The sequence below is a fragment of the Pedobacter psychrophilus genome, from assembly GCF_001652725.1.
Classification (GTDB): Bacteria; Bacteroidota; Bacteroidia; order Sphingobacteriales; family Sphingobacteriaceae; genus Pseudopedobacter; species Pseudopedobacter psychrophilus.
In genome coordinates, this window is sequence record NZ_LWHJ01000030.1 from 153,756 (window position 1) to 173,362 (window position 19,607).

At 32.5% G+C, this 19,607-nt stretch carries 19 protein-coding genes and 1 riboswitch; of the genes, 9 read left to right on the top strand and 10 right to left on the bottom strand.

Features of this window, described 5'->3' with window-relative positions:
* Window positions 1–17 precede the first annotated feature (17 nt).
* The 8 genes from lptC to A5893_RS14440 form a co-directional block, all read right to left on the bottom strand.
* Window positions 18–590: an LPS export ABC transporter periplasmic protein LptC gene (gene lptC, locus A5893_RS14405; RefSeq protein ID WP_068823442.1), complete on the bottom strand. Its 573-nt coding sequence runs from the start codon at window positions 588–590 to the stop codon at window positions 18–20.
* 7 nt (window positions 591–597) lie between these two features.
* Window positions 598–1,884 carry a PorV/PorQ family protein gene (locus A5893_RS14410; RefSeq protein ID WP_068823289.1) on the bottom strand — a complete coding sequence of 429 codons (1,287 nt, stop codon included), beginning with the start codon at window positions 1,882–1,884 and terminating at the stop codon, window positions 598–600.
* Window positions 1,871–2,620: a type III pantothenate kinase gene (locus A5893_RS14415; protein ID WP_068823290.1), complete on the bottom strand. Its 750-nt coding sequence runs from the start codon at window positions 2,618–2,620 to the stop codon at window positions 1,871–1,873. Before A5893_RS14415 ends, A5893_RS14410 begins: the two co-directional genes overlap by 14 nt.
* Complete coding sequence (gene purQ, locus A5893_RS14420; protein ID WP_068823291.1) at window positions 2,621–3,313, bottom strand: phosphoribosylformylglycinamidine synthase subunit PurQ; 693 nt, start codon at window positions 3,311–3,313, stop codon at window positions 2,621–2,623.
* 96 nt (window positions 3,314–3,409) lie between these two features.
* Window positions 3,410–4,390, bottom strand: a complete 981-nt coding sequence (locus tag A5893_RS14425; protein WP_068823292.1) for a DUF6427 family protein — start codon at window positions 4,388–4,390, stop codon at window positions 3,410–3,412.
* 50 nt (window positions 4,391–4,440) lie between these two features.
* Window positions 4,441–5,442 carry a glycosyltransferase family protein gene (locus tag A5893_RS14430; protein WP_068823293.1) on the bottom strand — a complete coding sequence of 334 codons (1,002 nt, stop codon included), beginning with the start codon at window positions 5,440–5,442 and terminating at the stop codon, window positions 4,441–4,443.
* A 6-nt stretch (window positions 5,443–5,448) separates the two neighbouring features.
* Window positions 5,449–6,291: a UDP-2,3-diacylglucosamine diphosphatase gene (locus tag A5893_RS14435; RefSeq protein WP_068823294.1), complete on the bottom strand. Its 843-nt coding sequence runs from the start codon at window positions 6,289–6,291 to the stop codon at window positions 5,449–5,451.
* A gap of 314 nt (window positions 6,292–6,605) precedes the next feature.
* Window positions 6,606–7,121, bottom strand: a complete 516-nt coding sequence (locus tag A5893_RS14440) for a hypothetical protein (protein ID WP_068823295.1) — start codon at window positions 7,119–7,121, stop codon at window positions 6,606–6,608.
* A 125-nt stretch (window positions 7,122–7,246) separates the two neighbouring features.
* Here A5893_RS14440 and A5893_RS14445 point away from each other — a divergent pair, with 125 nt between their 5' ends.
* Window positions 7,247–7,552 carry a YbaB/EbfC family nucleoid-associated protein gene (locus A5893_RS14445; RefSeq protein ID WP_068823296.1) on the top strand — a complete coding sequence of 102 codons (306 nt, stop codon included), beginning with the start codon at window positions 7,247–7,249 and terminating at the stop codon, window positions 7,550–7,552.
* 56 nt (window positions 7,553–7,608) lie between these two features.
* Here the strand turns inward: A5893_RS14445 and A5893_RS14450 are convergent, their stop codons facing one another.
* The gene (locus A5893_RS14450; protein ID WP_068823297.1) at window positions 7,609–9,924 is read right to left on the bottom strand and encodes a TonB-dependent receptor; all 2,316 of its coding nucleotides are present in this window, start codon (window positions 9,922–9,924) and stop codon (window positions 7,609–7,611) included.
* A gap of 67 nt (window positions 9,925–9,991) precedes the next feature.
* A complete protein-coding gene (locus A5893_RS14455) occupies window positions 9,992–10,264 on the bottom strand; it encodes a hypothetical protein (protein WP_157687567.1) in 273 nt (90 codons plus the stop codon).
* A gap of 174 nt (window positions 10,265–10,438) precedes the next feature.
* Between A5893_RS14455 and A5893_RS14460 the strand changes: the two genes are divergently transcribed.
* The 8 genes from A5893_RS14460 (at window position 10,439) to A5893_RS14490 (ending at window position 19,596) form a co-directional block, all read left to right on the top strand.
* The gene (locus A5893_RS14460) at window positions 10,439–10,783 is read left to right on the top strand and encodes a hypothetical protein (RefSeq protein ID WP_068823299.1); all 345 of its coding nucleotides are present in this window, start codon (window positions 10,439–10,441) and stop codon (window positions 10,781–10,783) included.
* Window positions 10,784–10,793: 10 nt separating this feature from the next.
* Window positions 10,794–11,483: a peptidylprolyl isomerase gene (locus tag A5893_RS14465; RefSeq protein ID WP_068823443.1), complete on the top strand. Its 690-nt coding sequence runs from the start codon at window positions 10,794–10,796 to the stop codon at window positions 11,481–11,483.
* Between the two features lie 121 nt (window positions 11,484–11,604).
* Complete coding sequence (locus tag A5893_RS14470) at window positions 11,605–12,375, top strand: exodeoxyribonuclease III (protein ID WP_068823300.1); 771 nt, start codon at window positions 11,605–11,607, stop codon at window positions 12,373–12,375.
* 2 nt (window positions 12,376–12,377) lie between these two features.
* Window positions 12,378–12,809, top strand: a complete 432-nt coding sequence (locus tag A5893_RS14475) for a PH domain-containing protein (RefSeq protein WP_068823301.1) — start codon at window positions 12,378–12,380, stop codon at window positions 12,807–12,809.
* A gap of 76 nt (window positions 12,810–12,885) precedes the next feature.
* Window positions 12,886–12,986, top strand: a riboswitch (SAM riboswitch).
* A gap of 123 nt (window positions 12,987–13,109) precedes the next feature.
* On the top strand, window positions 13,110–16,919 hold the full coding sequence (metH, locus tag A5893_RS14480; protein WP_068823302.1) for a methionine synthase: 3,810 nt from the start codon (window positions 13,110–13,112) through the stop codon (window positions 16,917–16,919).
* Window positions 16,920–17,003: 84 nt separating this feature from the next.
* Window positions 17,004–17,960 (top strand): methylenetetrahydrofolate reductase [NAD(P)H], encoded by a 957-nt coding sequence (gene metF / locus A5893_RS14485; protein WP_068823303.1) that lies wholly within the window; start codon window positions 17,004–17,006, stop codon window positions 17,958–17,960.
* A gap of 15 nt (window positions 17,961–17,975) precedes the next feature.
* A complete protein-coding gene (locus A5893_RS17725; RefSeq protein WP_157687568.1) occupies window positions 17,976–18,143 on the top strand; it encodes a hypothetical protein in 168 nt (55 codons plus the stop codon).
* A gap of 703 nt (window positions 18,144–18,846) precedes the next feature.
* On the top strand, window positions 18,847–19,596 hold the full coding sequence (locus tag A5893_RS14490) for a hypothetical protein (RefSeq protein ID WP_068823304.1): 750 nt from the start codon (window positions 18,847–18,849) through the stop codon (window positions 19,594–19,596).
* Window positions 19,597–19,607: the final 11 nt, after the last annotated feature.

The window sequence follows — 19,607 nt, forward strand, 5'->3', positions numbered from 1 at the left end:
ATATTGGTGGCAAGAAGCTACTCTTCAATTGCGTTTCCTTTAAAATTGAAAACACCAGAGCCTTGTCTAATCTCGTAATAGCTAAAATCTTCATTAGCCCAAAAACCTGGTCCGTTAATAATTTTTTGAGTAGGCAAACCTTTGTTTAAGGTAATAGTGACGGGTAAATTAGAATAAAATTTTTTTGTGTTTTCATCCCAAATTAACTCTTCCGATTCAAAGGTGCTGCCTTCTGCATTGATTACGACTACATTATTTTTTAGTTGAACAACTTTTTCGTTTTCTCGCTGTATGGCATAATTAGAAGTAACCTTGGTGGTTTGTTTTAAGTTTTTATCAAATAATAAAACCTCAATACCTTTAGGCATTTCAAAATAAGGAGCGGCTGTTTTATAGTGATAAAGGATTGGAGTATTTAGTTTTGCTTTAACGTATGCAGAATCGCTGTAAATAATCTGAGCCCCTTTGGTTATCTCGACTTCGCCTTTTCTTTTTGATTCTATCTCTTTTACCTTACTTAAATCGTTTTCGCATGATGTAAAAGTCATCAGCGTAAGCAAAATAAGAAAAATATTAATTAGAGATTTCATGCTAAAATTAATCGTACTTATATTTTTGGAACCATTTATCATTGATGGTAAAGCCAAGTGTGAAGTTGTAAAAATTCTCTTTAACTAAATTATTATCCAACGTTCCTCTTTTACCAATTTCAGTAGTAAAATTGACTTTATAAAATGCTGTTCTGTTAGAAACCAATGGAAAACCTAAACCAAAATTAACTGATTTAACATCTATATCGGTATTATTAGTACGCACATAGGTTTTATCGTAATTAATTCCTAAACGATAATCCATCAATTTTAAATAATTAGTTACAGCATTAATATTTGGGGTAATTTGACCCCCAACAGAAACTCCATAGGTATTGTTTAATCCTTGATTTATGCCATTATTAGTAAATTGTGACCATTTTGCAGTTCTAAAATCGGCACCAATTAGCCATTTATTTAACCTTTCTATACTAAAACCAAAATTATGGTTTGCTGGTAGATTTAGTTTGCCACTTACCTCGTTTCTAAAAGAGATACTATCCGTTCTCGTTTCAGAATCGCCGTCTAAAATATACCTGCTAGTAAGTTGTGTAAGTTTGGTATTAAGATTAGTTTTTACGCCACCGGTGTATCCTAATGTTAATTTGGTATTTTTATTTATTAAAGCAATATATTGAGCTCCAAAATCAAAATTTAAACCGCCAACAGCATTGTCCTCTTCTGTTTTAGAGTTTAAAAATCCAATATATTCTGTGTATTCTGCTGCTCTAGTTTGTTTTAAATTACCAAAAATATAGCTCATATTAACTCCCAAGCTTAAATGCTTACCAAGGCCAAAACCATAACCCAAATAAGCTTTTGTTAAGCCACCTTCACCTTTATAAATCTGGTTAACATTAAAAGTATCTACCGTTGTTTTATTTATAAATTCATAACCTAAATTACTGTATGGTAAAATTCCAAAGCTTAAAGCTGAAGCCTTAGTAACTGGAACTGCAAAAGTAAAATGGTTTAAAGAGGCGTTGAAATTTTGCTCGGTTGAGCTTCCTTTATTTAAATTTTGAAGATTTACAGTTGCACCTACATCAAATACAGTTAATCTTATTTTAGAATATGATGCCGGATTAGAAATATTTAAATTTTGATAACCCCCATAGCTACTTATTCCATAAGCTAAGTTTCCCATCGCCCTGTTTTGTGGTAAATAGCTGCCTTTTAAGTTTCCTACACCAAATTTTGAATAAGGAGAATTGATAGTAGATTGAGCCATTACGCAACTTGTTATCGCTACAAAAAATGATAGTGCAAGTATATTTTTTTTATTTATGATCATGCTGATATTTAACAACCGTATTTAAACCTTTTAAAACCAAAAGTGGTTCGTATGAAATTAAGTGCGCAAAGATGCTGTTTTTAAATCTGGTATCAAAAAACGCTGCATCCCCACCGCATAGTATAATTTTTAAACTCGGATTTATTTCTAAATAATTTTTGATAAATCCTTCTACCTCATATATTACCCCATTAATTACGCCTGATAGCATAGAGGTGATACTATCATTACCAAAATTTTCGGCAAAAGAAGAATCTAAATCTACTAATGGCAACTTTGCCGTAAACTGGTTCATTGCCTTAAATCTCATCGAAATACCGGGAGAAATACTGCCTCCGTAATAATTAGCATTTTCATCAATTTGATCATATGTAATACAAGTACCAGCGTCAATTACCAATACATTGTTGTTTGGGAAAATATGCTTTGCGCCAATAACCGCAGCTAATCTATCTAAACCTAAACTTTGAGGGCTTTTATATTTATTATGGATTGGTATTTTTGTATCGCTATTAAATTTTATATAATTAAACTTCTCTGCAATTTGTCTTTCATCAATATCAACATCTTTTTTAACTGATGAAATAATGATACTTTCTATAAAATGAGAAGTTGTTAAGGTTTTTATATTTTGCTGTAAGGATAAGTATGATACTTCTTGAAACAATATTTCATCTTTATCAAAAACCGCTATTTTATTAGCGCTATTACCAACATCAATTACCAAATTGGCCATTTATGCGTTAACCATTTCTAATATAGATTCAAATAGAACCAACCCGTCCTGATTTCCTAAAAGCGAATCTGCTGCTCTTTCTGGGTGTGGCATCATACCAAAAACATTTCTATTTGCATTGCAAATACCGGCAATATTTTCTAAAGAACCATTTGGGTTTGCCTCTGTTGTAATATTTCCATTTTCATCACAATATCTAAACAACACTTGATCTTGGTCATTTAGTTTTTTCATTTCATCAGCATGTGCATAAAAATTTCCCTCACCGTGTGCCAAAGGAATTTTTAAAGCCTTATCTAAATCAATTTTAGATGTTATTAAACTTTTATTTGTTTGTGCTTTTATATGAACATTTTTACAGATAAATTTTCTACTGGCGTTGTGTAATAATGCTCCTGGCAATAAACCCGCTTCAGTTAAAATTTGAAATCCGTTACAGACACCCATTACGTACCCGCCTTTATTTGCAAAAGAGATTACCTCTTGCATAATTGGAGAAAAGCGGGCAATTGCCCCAGAACGTAAATAATCTCCAAAAGAAAAACCTCCTGGTAAGGCTACAAAATCTACCCCTTGTAAATCGTGGTCTTTATGCCAAAGCGGAACAACCTCTTGACCTAATATTTTATCGAAAACGTAAATAAGGTCTTGATCGCAATTAGAACCTGGAAAAACAACTACTCCAACTTTCATTTTTTAATAATTTTCTATTTATGAGGTGCTGAATAACAATACGTACAAAACTATCAAAATTTAATAGTTAAACGGGTGCTTATCTGTTAAAAAAAGTTAAACAAACTGGAAGTAAACTATAAAAATCATCATCATAAAAAATAATGTTTCGTATATCCATTTCTTTTTGGCATTCATGAAATAATAAGAAAGTACTACTGCTACTGGGGCTACACTCAATAAAAAGTGGTTTATCCTAAAATCTGCTTTTAAATAGAAAGACAGAATGGAGACTATAAAAATTAAGGTTAATAGCTGTATGGATTTCCTGACTAAAACAAAGCTTTTGAAAAAGTTTACTCTTAAAGCAATTAATCCCAATATAAAGCAGATGCTTAATGGCAAGAGCACAATATAGTCAAACAGGTTAATTTTAATGTAGAAAGGGATTTTGGTAGAAAGTGGCTTCCAAATCTCGTAGAAGCTTAATAATTTATCATTCCAATAATAATAAACGCCTAAGAAAAACATGATGGTTATGTAACCGGTAATTACACTTACCCACTCTCGCCAGTTAAATGGCTTAAACAAAATTAATGCAATCCATAACACCAATAGAAAAAGAACAAAAGGGAAATAAATTATCGTACCAATGGCTACAACTAAACCTAAATCAAACATTGCGGATATAGAATCTACAGATTTATGCTCTCTTAAAACCTTATTTAAGATAAATAAAATTAGAAAATTGACTATTAATGGCGGTGATAGAATTAGAAAGGGGGCAAAAACGCTAGAACAAACTACAAAAAGTAAAGCTGGCAAAAATGAAGCTTTCCCAAGTATGTTATAATCATTCATTATCTTATTAAAGATTAATGCCTGGGAAAAAACTATAAATGCAGCACAAATAATGTTTAATAAAGGAGATAATAACCTGTCGAAATCTAAATTGATTAAAATCCTTGAGAAAAATAAATTCACTCCAGAATTTACAACATCAGGCAAATTCCATAATATCCCAAGTCTTAAAACTATAATTAAGACAAAAAGGATAAATATGTTGAAGAAATTTAAATTTTTAAATTGCTGAATCATGCCTATGTTTTGCAGACCAACAATGATAACGATAATCTGGTAAAATTGGGCTAGGCATTTTTAATACCTGCAAATTTTTGAATGAGCGTATCAACAATCCACGCAGTTTGATCGGGGAATTCAATCTCTACTTTTTGCTCTGTATCTATCCAATTTTTTAAAACCTTAGAAAAGTTTTTATCTATTTTTTTAATGACTTTAACTCCTAATAAGCGAGCAGCTTCTGCATTACATTCTTGCTCAAACTGATTTTTCATAGGGATCATTAAAACTTTTTTACCTAAAAATAAAGCTTCTGATGGGCCTTCAAAACCGCCACCCGTTAAAAGCCCTTCGCAGTTTTCTAAGCTTTTGTTAAAGGATTGATTATCTATCGGCTTAACCAAAACATTTGCAAATTGATAATGTGTTTTTTGATGTTTACTAAATACTTCCCATTGCACATTTGGTAAAGCGTGTAAATGTTGTAATAACAATTTATCATCTACTGCAGGTAAATAAACTGTGTAATAACCATTTTTTGTTGGGTTTAAAACCCTTATTTCACTTCTAATTACTGGTGTGTAAATAAAATCGTCGTATGCTTTAAAATGAAAACCAATATGATGTGAAGTAGGAGCGTAGTATTTTAAAATAAGCTCGGCGTATTTTTCTTTTTTTAATGGTCTAGGAGATTTTGGCGAAAGAAAAGATGCTTGATGACTTAAAGAAACACTATTAATCTTTTTTAAACGGCAAGCCCAGGCAGTTATAGGTTCAAAATCATTGATTATCAAATCATAATCTTTGAAAGGGATAGAGTGCATATCCTTCCAAAGCTGTCTCAAATTCATGGCTTTAAAAGTTTTCCAATAATCAATACCACCTTTTTTGCCAAAGATGTAACTGAAACCATGAAAGCGATATTTTAAAGGTTGTGATAAAGAAACATCGGACTGAGAGCCACTTACCAGTAAATCTAATTCGCCATATTTTTGCAATAAAGGCACTATTTCCCTTGCTCTACTAATGTGTCCGTTGCCTGTGCCTTGTATGGCGAAAAGTATTTTCATTAGTTATTAAGCCACTTCTTGTTTAAATTTCTCAAAAAGCTCTTTAACGTTTAGCATATTATTTAAATCTTCTTTTTCCTCTAAAGAATCTTCTTCAGAATCTATCAAACTTGTATCATGCTTATAAATGCTCCAAACTTGATTGTTATATTCTAGGGCTGTTAAACTTTCTACCCAATCTCCAGAATTTAAATAAGTAACGCTACCTTTTTCTGTAATGATCTCTCTAATTTCTGGTTGATGAATGTGCCCACAAATTACAAAACTATATTGTTTTTCGATGGCTAATTCTGCTGCTGTTTGCTCAAATTCATTTATAAATTTTACAGCTTCTTTTACACTGGCTTTAATTTTTTGGGAGAATGAATATTTCTTTTTACCCATTTTTAATAATATCCAATTGGTAAAACTATTAATATGTATTAAAGTATCATAACCGATAGCACCTAGTTTTGCTAACCATTTAGAGTGTTGCATAGTCACATCAAAAACATCACCATGAAAAACCCAGGCTTTTTTACCATCAACATCTAAAACTAATTTGTTTAAAAGTTGAAAGCCCCCCATTTTAAAATCAGCAAATTTCCTTAACATTTCATCATGATTACCTGTAAGGTAATATACTGGAACACCATCAGTAACAAATTTTAATATTTTGCGGATAACTTTTGTATGCTCTTCTGGAAAATAAGATTTACTGAATTGCCAAATATCTATAATATCGCCGTTAAGGATCAGCATTTTTGGCTTGATGCTTTTAAGGTATTTTAAAAGTTCTTTAGCATGGCAACCATAAGTACCCAAATGCACATCAGATATTATCGCAATATCAATTTCTCTTTTAATCATTTTCAGAAATTTTAGGGAGTAGAGGTTTTGCAACCGATAAACTTAGCGGCTGGAGGATGGTTTTTTGATGAGTTTTTTTAATCCTCTTCTTCTTCAATTCTTAAATCGAAAGGACTGAAATAAAAGGCAATTATAGCTAAAACTGCTATTACTATAATTCCACAATAAAATGTTTCCATCATTATTTAATAATTTAACAAAGATGTAATTATCAAATAAACAGAATGTTAAGAAAGTGTTATCGTTAAGTTTTTGCAAAAAAAATGGGTCAACATTTTGTGCCGACCCATTTGATGTTATTTTATTAAAATAAATTATTTAGCTGGTCTTTTAAAAGCATAAGCTAACCTTACGGCAACCATTCCATTGCTTCCTGGGCTATAATCAAAGCCTTCATATCTTAAAGCAATATCCCATTTGTTATTTGCATAACCTAAACTAGGAGCATAGATAAAAGGATTTCCACCATTTTTTACAGTAGAAAAACCTACACCAACTTCTGGTTGGAAATAATAAGTATCGCCAAAAAAGAATTTAGCACCTGCCTTTAATGGAATTAATCCATCTCCAAAATTTGTACCTCCACCAATTGGCGCATAATAACCAGTTGTTAATGTTAATGATGTTCTTTGGCTTAAATCATGTTGTAAGCGTAAATCTGGTGCTAAAATAATATCTGCACCTCCAGATTTTGTTGGAACTCCTATACCTAAAGCAACACCAAGTCTTGTGGCATGTCCATCTTCACTAGATTGTGCAAAAGCACCTGCAAATGTTATTAGGGTTAAAGCAGCTGCTGCTATCATCCCTTTAAAAGTAGTTTTTTTCATTTTTGTAATTTTAAAGGACTTAAACAAGTGTTGTGCCAATTAAATTTGTTTCATAAAAACTTTGGCTTTTATTTTTGACAGTGGATTAATTTTTGCTTTAAATTTGGAAACTTAACGCATTAGATATGTTTGATAAATTATTTGAAGCCCAGCAAAAAGCTGAGGATGTAAAAAGGAGATTAGAAACTATTAGTTTAACCTCTGAAGTGGAAAATGGAGCAATTAAAGTAACTGCAACTGCATCTAAAAAAATTACTGCTATAGAAATTGATGATAATTTTATCAATGAAAATGGAAAAGAAGCTTTAGAAGAAGTTTTGGTAATTGCTATTAACAAAGTTTTGGAGCAAGCAGAAAATGTATCTCAATCTGAAATGGCTGCCGTTACCCAACAAATGATGGGTGGTTTAGGCGGAATGTTTGGACAATAATTCTTAAATAATGCAAAAAATCGGCTTTAAGCCGATTTTAAATTCTTTTTTTTGGATTATAAGCTTAAGGGTAAATAGAAACCAAAAGTGATGTTTCTACCTTGGTTATAAATCCCAAAGTTTGGGTCTGCTTCGTCCAATCTACCTGGTTTAAATCGGCTTAAATGGTCGTAATATTTTTTATCTAACAAATTATTTCCTGAAATATTAAATCTTATAATTTGTTTTCCAAGATTAAAGGATGCTCCAATGCCCGCTCTTAATAATGAATATCCACTGGTAATAGTTTCAAAGTTATCAACCCTGTTTTGAGCAAAATAATTATCTAATCCTAGTGAAAAATAACTGCTTTTTAAACCTTTAATTTTAGGTTCTATTCTAATCTCATTACGTAAACTAGCTGCTGGTATAAAAGGTAAAGGTTTATTTAATGCCAGATTTTCTGCATGTACGTAACTAAAAGTATTCTCGAAATGAAAAAAACTTGTTGGGTGAAAAATTAAGCTTACATCAGTACCATATAAGTCTGCATTATCTTGTTTATATCTAAATAGCGGTAAAGTTTCTATTTGTCCTTGTTCGTCTTCAACATCAATTGTTTCCTTATTATTTTGGGCTAAATAAATATAATTTGTCATGTAGTTATTATACACACTCAAATTAACATCAAAATATTCTGTAGCATAACCAAAAGTGGCATCAGCTTGATAGCTTCTTTCTGCTTTTAAGTCATTTGTGCCAACTTCATATCTAAATGTACCTTCATGTACACCATTAGAGCCTTGTTCTGCTGGGTTTGGAGCCCTAAAGCCACTACTTAAATTGGCTTTAAAATTAAATCTTTCATTAAATTGATGCGTGTAACCAGCTGCTCCACTTAAATTAGAATAGTTGGTTTTAAAAGCCATAAACTTTGACGCTCCATTTAAAAATAAATCTTTTCCTTGATTATTTCTATAATCAAGACGTAGCCCAGCATTAAAGCTAGAATTTTCCCAATCTTTTTTAACGTAGTAAAAAGCACCAATGCCAAAATAATTATAATCAGGAACTAAAAATTCTTGAGCTTTATTCTGGCTATGTGCATAATCTGTACTTAAACCAAAAACAGATTGCCAGCCATTTTTTTGTTCTATATAATATTTGGCGTCTAAAGTATAGGTGCTCAAATCAAAAAACAGAGAAGGAACAGCGCTCTCAAGTTCTTTCCTCACGTTGTTTTGAAAACCTAAATCCAATTTTAAATTTCCTTTATCAAACAGAAAATTACTGTTAGAAGCTATTTTGAAATGAGAAATATCCTGATTAGGAAATTGCAAGGTTCTGCTTTTGTCTTGTGCATCTGTAATAACATCACCGTTATCATCTACAAATTTTCCATTTCCATCTAAAACAGGGTCATAAAAACCTATTTTATTGTTAAAATAAGATACATTAACATGGCTATAACCCCAAGCCTTATTTAGGCCAAACATCGCTCCATAAGAGTTTTCTATAAAACCAGAATTTGGATAATAATAATCTGGCGTTTTAAAAGAAAAGGCATTTTTATAAGTGCCTCTTGCTCGCCAAACAAAGCCATCAGAATTTCCGGTTAACATTGCAGAGTTGGCTGATAAGCCACCATTAGTAGAATAATTACTCAATACTTCTCCTTTTAAAGTTCCTTCAGGTACAGTTAATGGTTCTAAAATATTAATTACTCCACCCAAAGCGTCGGCACCATAAAGTAAACTTGCAGCACCACGTAAAACTTCTATTCGGTCTGCGCTATACTGGTCAATTTCAATTCCGTGTTCATCGCCCCATTGTTGTCCTTGCTGTTTTATGCCATTATTTATAGTTACAATTCTGTTAAAAGAAAGTCCCCGGATAACAGGTTTTGAAATAGCCTGTCCAGTAGTAATTTGATTTACTCCCGCAACTTTTGAAACGGCATCAATCAAATTGCTAGAAGCTCTATCTAACATTTCATCCTTAGATAAAACACCAACAGAAGTGCTGTTTTTTTTATTATCCGCACCTGTAACTGTACCTGTAACAACTACTTCGTTAGCTTCAATTAAACTAGGTTGAAGCTCAAAAATGATATTTTTTGTTATGGCAAAATCAATAGTTTGGTTTTGATATTTGTAACCGAGATAAGAAATTTGAACTAAAAATTTTCCCTTATCGGGGATGCGATTAAAGCTGAATTTTCCATTGATATCTGCCACAGCACTAATTTTTAAATCTTGGATAGTTATTGTAGCTCCAGGTAAAGGTTCTTTTGTTTTTGCGTCAATTACTTTACCTGTAAAAATAATATCTGCTGCATGTGCGTTTGAAAAACCAATAAATAGGCCTATCAAAACATATAAAATACGTTTCATCTTAATTTTTTTTTGATATGAAAGATTGCAGGATTAACCGCTTAATTAATAAATAAAGAATTTTAAATTAAGCAATTACAGGAGGGGCTTTATTTTTTGTAAGATGAAAAAACTGAAAATAATTATCAGCTTTAAAAACGAAAGTTAAAACAGTAAATTTTTGATGTAATGTTATAGGAGTATTTTTTTGAGGTAATTCTCCTAAAAAAACCGCATCTGAAGTAGTGCAACAAGGTTTAGTGTGATTTTTTAAATGTTTATTACAACTACTACCGCAATTATCTGTAGGTATAAAATAATGGTTGTGAAAAATATTATGCAAAGGTACTGCTGCGCTCATTAATGAAAACATCAGCGCAAGCGATAGTAAACTGTTCGTTATCTTTTTTCTCAGCATTTATTGTACAAAGTTATAAAACTGTAGCTACTAAAAAGTAACATTTTCATTTCTAAATCATAACCATTAGCATAAATATTAATGCTTGATTATAATAAAGCAATATATTTGTCCAACATGAAACCAGCAGAGGTAAATCAAAAATTTTCAATATTACAACATAAATTAGCCACCCAATTTGATAATGAAAAACCTGATATTAAGGTAATTCTTTTTTTAATTGGCGTACAAGAATTGGGGCAAGGACCAAAAAAATTCAGCAAAAGACAAAAAGAAGAATTAATGCATATTGCAAATTGCAGGCTTTTTTCTGAATTAGGTTTTTATGAATTAGAAGGCACCGACCAAGATGGATGGCCACATTGGAAAATATTAAAACCAATCCCAGCTTATAATATTTTAGAACAAGAAATGTTAATGAAAACCCTAATTGTTAATTATTTTGAAGATGTTTATTCATAAAAAATTTTATATGAAAAAATTATTACTACCCATTTTTTGTTTATTCTTTTTCAGTTCTTTTGCTGCAAAACCAAAAAATACTTATATAAAAATCACCACTAATTATGGCGAAGTTTATCTAAAACTGTATAACGAAACACCAAAACATCGTGATAATTTTATAAAAATTATTAAAGACGGAACTTTAAACCAAACTCTTTTTCATAGAGTAATTCAAGAGTTTATGATTCAAGGAGGCGATCCAACTTCTAAAACCGCAAAACCTGGTCAGCAATTAGGCGATGGCGATTTAGGTTATACTATTCCCGCAGAATTTAATCCTAATTTATTCCATAAAAAAGGAGCTTTAGCTGCAGCAAGAGACAATAATCCTGAAAAAGCATCAAGCGCTTCGCAGTTTTATATAGTTCAAGGCAAAGTTTTTACAGAGGAAGAATTGGACGCAGTTGAAAAAAACAGAATGGCTGGCAGAAAAATCCCAAAAGAGCAAAGAGAAGTTTATAAAACCATTGGTGGCACCCCTCATTTAGATCAAAATTACACCGTTTTTGGAGAAGTTGTAAAAGGATTAATCATGGTTGATAACATTTGCACCGTAAAAGTTGATGGAAACAATAGGCCTTTAACCGATATCAAAATGACAGTTAGTTTAGTAGAGAAAAAAGAATTGAGAGAATTGTTGAAGGAGATAAAAAATTAATATGTGGGCGTTCGGGCGGGCTTTACACTGTAGTTTTTTGTAAAAACAAAAAAGCTGCCATTTCAATCCCTAACGCAAAGCCTAACCACCTTGCAAACCAACCACCTAAAAACCTAACAAAATGAAAATTATATCATACAATGTAAATGGAATAAGGGCTGCAATAAATAAAGAGTTTTTTGCCTGGTTACAAGCTACAGATGCTGATGTGGTTTGTTTACAAGAGATAAAAGCAACTCCAGATCAAATTGTAGATATTATTATTTTAGAACAGCTTGGGTATAAACATTATTGGTTTCCTGCCGAAAAAAAAGGATATAGCGGTACAGCAATCTTTTCTAAAATAGAACCAAATCATGTAGAATATGGTTGTGGCATAGAAGATTATGATAGAGAAGGAAGAATAATTAGAGCAGATTTTGAGGAATGCTCTGTCATCAGCGCTTACTTTCCATCTGGTAGCAGCGGAGATATACGTCAGGTTTTTAAATACAAATTTTTAGATGAAATAGCCGATTACATCAGTCGTTTAAAAGTAGATTTCCCAAAACTGGTTATTTCTGGCGATTATAACATTTGCCATAAAGCGATAGATATTCACAATCCAAAATCAAACGCTAATTCATCGGGGTTTTTGCCAGAAGAAAGGGCTTGGATGGATAGTTTCGTCCACCTAGGTTTCATAGATACTTTTCGTCATTTTAATCCAGACCCACACAATTATACTTGGTGGAGTTATAGGGCAGGAGCAAGGAATAAAAATTTAGGTTGGCGAATTGATTATCATATGGTCACTCTAGAATTAGAAAAAAACTTAAAAAGAGCAGCCATTTTACCAGAAGCAAAACATTCTGATCATTGCCCAATTTTATTAGAGCTTAGTTTTTATTAGAAATGCCAAAAATCTTCAAAAGCAGAAAAGACCAATTGTTTATTTGGATAATAATTATTGTTGTTTCGATGATGCTAACATTATCCATTTCAGATATAATTTTAAGTGGATTAAAATTAGAATCATTTGTTTTAATTTCGATAAACTTGGGGGTTTCCATTCTTTTATTTTGGATATTTTTTGGAACTAGCTATGAACTAGATAAAAAGGAATTGAAATATTTTTGCGGGCCATTTAAGGGCAAAATTTTAATTGCAGATATTAAAGAAATCACAAAAAACACCACCAAATGGGTTGGATATAAACCTGCAACCGCAAGAAAAGGAATAATTATAAAGTACAAAAAGTATGATGATATTTACATCAGTCCAGATAGTAATGTTGCTTTTATTAAAGAAATTTTGAAAATTAAAGCAAACATCAAAATTTCCTGATTTAAGTCCATCAAAATTTAGTTTTGCTTTGACAATCCATATTTGCTTTTCACCAAACAATATTGCATTTTTGCACTGCTTATAGAGAAAGACGGAGGGATTAGACCCAACGAAGTCTTAGCAACCTGTGCAAACAAGGTGCTACATTCTATCCGCAGCTGGCGGAAAAGATAAGTGGAAGTCTAACACACCTGCCCGACTTTTCAAAATAAGCCAAATAAGTATTGAGATTTTAGTATTGAGTATTGCGATATTTCGCATAGTCTCATTACGCAATTCTCACTACTCAATATTGTAAGTATGGATATCAGAAAAGAACTAGAAAAAAGAATACTCATTATCGATGGAGCAATGGGCACCATGATTCAGCAATATAAATTGACTGAGGAGGATTTTCGTGGAGAAAGATTTAAAAACCATCCATCAGATGTAAAGGGAAATAACGATTTATTAAACCTTACCCGTCCAGATGTTATAAAAGCTGTTCACGCTAAATATTTAGATGCTGGAGCAGATATTATTGAGACCAATACTTTTAGCACACAACGTATTTCCATGGCCGATTATGGCATGGAAGATTTATCTTACGAACTCAGTTTTGAGGGCGCTAGAATTGCTAAAGAAGTTGCAACCGAATACACTCAAAAAAATCCAGAAAAACCACGTTTTGTGGCTGGAGCAGTTGGTCCAACCAACCGTACTTTATCTATGTCGCCAGACGTTAATGACCCAGGTTTTAGAGCAATTTCTTTTGAAGAATTAGAAGAAGCCTACTATGAACAAGTTAGGGGTTTAGTAGATGGTGGCGCCGATTTGTTATTGGTAGAAACCATCTTTGATACGCTAAATGCCAAAGCAGCAATTTTTGCTATAAAAAAATATGAACAAGAACTAAACGAGAAGCTAACTAATAATCAAGAACTTCCACAAAATTTATCAAATTCAGTTTATCCAAAAGGACAGGCATTCTTCTCCCTTGGAGAAGGACCGAGGATGAGGCTAAAGCTCGATATCATGATTTCTGGTACCATAACAGATGCTTCCGGAAGAACATTATCCGGACAAACCGTAGAAGCATTTTTAAATTCTATGCGTCACGGCGATTTACTTTCTATTGGTTTAAACTGTGCTTTGGGAGCAAAAGATATGCGTCCACATATTGAAGAGCTTTCAGAAAAGGCAGATATGTTTGTAACTGCTTATCCAAATGCAGGTTTGCCAAACGAGTTTGGCGAATACGATGAAACCGCATCAGAAACGGCAAATTTTGTTGATGATTTTATGGCCTCGGGTTTTGTAAATGTGATTGGTGGTTGTTGTGGGACCACGCCAGATCACATTAGGGCAATGGCCGAAAAAGCTAAGAAATATCCACCAAGAAAAATCCCACAAAGAGAACCTTTTATGAGACTTTCTGGTTTAGAAGCGGTAACTATAACGCCTGAAACCATGTTTGTAAACGTTGGTGAACGTACAAATGTAACAGGTTCTCCAAAATTTTCTAAACTCATCCTTTCCGGTGATTTTGACACCGCACTTTCTATTGCCCGTCAGCAAGTAGAAGGTGGTGCGCAAGTCATTGATGTGAATATGGATGAGGGGATGTTAGATTCTGAAGCAGCAATGACCAAGTTTTTAAACCTCATTGCATCAGAACCTGATATTTCTAAACTACCTATTATGGTAGATTCTTCTAAATGGAGTGTAATTGAAGCAGGTCTAAAATGTTTGCAGGGAAAAGGAATCGTTAATTCAATATCATTAAAAGAAGGCGAAGAAAAATTTAAAGAATACGCTCATAAAATTAAACAATACGGTGCAGCCACAGTCGTAATGGCTTTTGACGAACAAGGACAAGCCGATAATTTAGAACGTAGAAAAGAAATTTGCAAACGTTCTTATGATATTTTGGTGAACGAAGTTAATTTCCCTCCACAAGATATCATCTTCGACCCTAATATTTTAACCGTTGCAACGGGATTAGAAGAGCACAACAATTACGCTGTCGATTTTATCGATGCTACCAGATGGATAAAAGAAAACCTTCCTCATGCTAAAGTTAGTGGCGGGGTTTCAAATATTTCTTTTTCTTTTAGAGGAAATAATACCGTTCGGGAAGCGATGCACTCCGCATTTTTATACCACGCGGTAAAAGCGGGTTTAGATATGGGAATTGTGAATGCCGGAATGTTAGAAGTTTATGAGGAAATCCCTAAAGAGCTTTTACAAAAAGTTGAAGATGTATTATTAAACCGTCGTCCGGATGCAACTGAGATTTTAGTAGATTATGCCGAAACAGTAAGCACAAAAGGGAAAGTTATCGTTAAAAGTGAGGAATGGCGTAATGGAACTGTTCAGGAACGTTTATCTCATTCATTAATTAAAGGAATTATTGATTACCTAGATGTTGATGTAGAAGAAGCTCGTTTACAATATGCTTTACCTATTGAAGTAATCGAAGGACCTTTAATGGATGGAATGAACATTGTTGGAGATTTATTTGGCGAAGGAAAAATGTTTTTGCCTCAGGTGGTAAAATCGGCAAGGGTAATGAAAAAAGCCGTTGCTATATTAATGCCTTATATAGAAGCTGGGAAAGTTAAAGGCACCAGTAGTAGTGCGGGTAAAATACTGATGGCAACCGTTAAAGGCGATGTTCATGATATTGGGAAAAATATTGTTGGTGTTGTTTTAGCCTGTAATAACTTTGAGGTGGTAGATTTAGGCGTGATGGTTCCTGCTGCTCGAATTATTGAAGAAGCAAAAAAACATCAGGTTGATATTATTGGTTTAAGCGGATTGATAACTCCTTCATTGGATGAAATGGTTCATTTTGCCAAAGAAATGGAGCGTGAAGGTTTTGATATTCCTTTGCTGATTGGTGGTGCAACAACTTCAAGAATTCATACCGCAGTAAAAGTTGATCCACATTACAAAGGTGCGGTTATCCATGTTTTAGATGCTTCTAGAAGTGTAGGCGTTTGTAGCAATCTACTCGCTAAAGAAACAAAACAGAACTACATCAAAACCTTAAAAGAGGATTATAACACTACCAGAGATAATTACAATAATAAGAAAGTTGTTAAAACTTTTAAGAGTATTAATGATGCCCGTAAAAATCAATATCAAATCAGTTTAAATGGTTCAATACCTAAAGCTCCAAAATTTACTGGGACAAAGGTGATTGATAATTATCCTTTAGAAGAATTAGTGCCGTATATAGATTGGACTCCTTTTTTTCATACATGGGAGTTAAGAGGCTCGTACCCAAAAATATTTGATGATAAATTTGTGGGTATTGAAGCAAAAAAATTATATGATGATGCCAAAGTTTTGTTAAAGCGCATTGTTGATGAAAAGCTATTTACAGCAAAAGCAGTATTTGGTTTTTGGCCAGCAAACTCTGTTGGAGATGATATAATTTTAGAAGTTGAAAGTGAAAAGTTGAAAGTTGAAAGCCAACAGGCCGAACTAACTAACCAACTAAAACCTAACCAACAAATCTCGATTCACACCCTTCGCCAACAGGCAGAAAAAGCTCAAGGCGAACCTTATTACGCTTTATCAGATTTTATCGCACCTAAAGAGACTGGGATACAGGATTATTTTGGAGGCTTTGCGGTAACAACTGGCCACGGCTGTGATGAACTAGCAGCTGAATTTGAAAGAGATCATGATGATTATAATAGCATCATGGCCAAGGCTTTGGCAGATAGATTGGCAGAGGCTTTCGCCGAGAAATTACATGAAATGGTGCGTAAAGATTATTGGGGTTATGCAGAAGATGAAATTTTGGACAACGAATCCTTAATAAAGGAAAAATATCAAGGCATTCGTCCTGCACCAGGCTATCCTGCTTGCCCAGATCATACAGAAAAAGGAACACTTTGGGAATTGTTAGATGCAGAAAATAAAATAGGATTAAAAATTACAGAAAGCTTTGCGATGTATCCAACTGCTGCGGTCAGTGGATTTTATTTTGCGCATCCAGAAGCCAGATATTTCGGTTTAGGAAAGATAAATAAAGACCAGGTAGAAGATTACGCAATAAGAAAAGGAATGGATTTGGAGACCGCAGAAAGGTGGTTGAGTCCGAATTTGGGATATTAAACCCCCAACCCCCTAAAGGGGAATAAACACATATAACAAAATTTAACATTTACATAAAATAATTTCCCTTTAGGGGTTAGGGGTATGAAAATTACAGACCACATAAAAAACGCAAAAGGCAAAACACTTTTCTCTTTTGAACTTTTACCACCAATCAAGGGGCAAAGTATCCAATGGATTTATGATGCGATAGACCCTTTAATGGAATTTAAACCTCCTTTTATAGATGTTACTTCTTTAAGAGAAGATTATATCTACAAAGAGAAAGAAAGTGGACTTTTAGAAAAAGTATCGTACAGAAAACGTCCTGGAACTATTGCAATTTGCGCTGCAATCATCAATAAATATGGTGTCGATGCTGTGCCACATTTAATTTGTGGTGGTTTTACCAAAGAAGAAACAGAAAATGCGTTAATAGATTTACAGTTTTTAGGTATCGATAACGTTCTTGCTCTTAGAGGAGATGCTCGTAAAGCAGATTCATCTTTTGTGCCAACCAAAGGCGGACATTGTTATGCCACTGATTTGATAAAGCATATCAAAGACCATAATTCTGGAAAATTTTTGCATGAAGATGTTGTTTCAGACTATAATAGTGATTTTTGCATTGGCGTTGCCGGTTATCCAGAGAAACATTTTGAAGCTCCAAACCTTAAAGCCGATTTCAAATTTTTGAAACAAAAGGTAGATGCCGGGGCAGAATTCATTGTTACTCAAATGTTTTTTGATAACCAAAAGTATTTCGATTTTGTAAAGAAATGTCGTGAAAATGATATTAATGTACCTATAATTCCAGGCTTAAAGCCGATAAGTGCATTAGGGCAATTAGTGGCTTTACCTAAGATTTTTCATATAGATTTACCCGAAGAACTTAGCGAAGCGGTACAAGAATGTACTAATGTAAAAGATGTTAAAAAGGTAGGAACCGAATTTATGATTCAACAATGTAAGGAGTTAATGGATTTTGGAGTGCCAGTATTGCATTTTTATACCATGGGTAAACCAGAACAGACTTATAATATAGCTAAAGCGATTTTTTAAATTTCAGAGCACACTATGGACTTTGTATTCTCAGAACTAACTATGATTTTATTATTCACCGTAATACCATTAGCGGTTTTAGTAATTGTTATAGTTTACATTAGAAACTGGATGGTGAAACAAACCAAGTTAAAAGAAGAGCAAAATAGATTGCTGAATAAAATCGCTGACAAATTAAAATAAGGATTATTATAACATAAAAACTATGTCAATCATTTCATTTATCAACATTAGTTTTCCAGAGTTAATAATGCTCTCTATAACCATTTCTATTTTTATAATTATTGTAATTTATTTTGTCTTTAAAAAAACAAAAAAATTAAAAACAAAATAACGGTTTGTTTCAGAAAATAGCTAGCTCTTTTCCGTAGTTTTTGCCTCACAAACCACAAATAATTTTTATAGTGTTTAGTTAAAGTAACTAGTAGATTCAACAATTTAAGGATTTAATTTGCCTGTTCTAAATTTTTAAACGATTGGTAAATCAGAACAGACTTACAATACTGATAAAGCGATTTTTTAGATGATAATTGTTTAATTTCATTATTAAAATCATTAATCCAAAAAATGAATTTTGTATTTTAAGAAAATTATATAAATTGTAAAAAGATTACACAGAGTTTTAAAATAATAGTCAATAAATAATCATTAACATGGGTTTAGGTGCACCAGAAATAATTTTAATCTTAATTGGATTTGTATTTCCTCTAATAGTCATTTTATTTGTGGTTCGCTATTTCAGAAAGAGCCAGAGATTAAAGCAAGAACAAGTTGAGTTGTTAAGAAAGATAGCCAATAATCGAAATTCTTAGCAAAGAATTTTGAAGACAACATTTATTTAAAAATACATCCATACCTACAAGCCTACTGATAAACATTAAAACCTATGGAAGTACATCAACACTCTCATCAACCGCATGGAAAAAAAACGTGGAGAAATTATTTTTGGGAATTTCTAATGCTTTTTTTAGCTGTTTTTTGTGGATTTTTAGCCGAGTACCAATTAGAGCACACAATTGAGCATGATAGAGAGCAACAATATATATCATCAATGATTGCTGATATGAGAGAAGATTCTGCAAAAATTAATTCTAGTATAGATTTATGTGAAAAACAGATTGCTGGTTTTGATAATCTTTTAGAGAACATTTACAACAGACCTTATACTGATAGCAGTTTGAAAGTGATGTACATCACTCAATTAAAATATACTCATAATAGATATTCTGTATTTTTTACTAAAAGAACTATTAAGCAGTTAGAAAATTCTGGTGCATTAAGGTTAATTAGGAATAAATCCGTTTCTGATAGTATAACTTTTTATAATGAAGAATGCGTTATGGCTGAAACTCAAGCAGACTATTTTGAAAAAGTTAGAATGAATAAAGTTTATGACTATTCTTTAAAACTGTTTGATAATCAATACGTTTTAGATTATAAAGGTCAAGTGTTAAAGACTTTATTTGATAATGGTTCAAAAATTACACTTTTAGATGATGATCCAAGACTCATAAAAGAATATGCAAATGCAATTACCTACGCAAGGGGTTCACTTAAGACTTATATTTTTATCCTAAAAGCTATAAAAGCAAAAATACCTACAAAGCTGAGTTTTTTAGAGGATAATAACCATTAGCTTTATAAAAA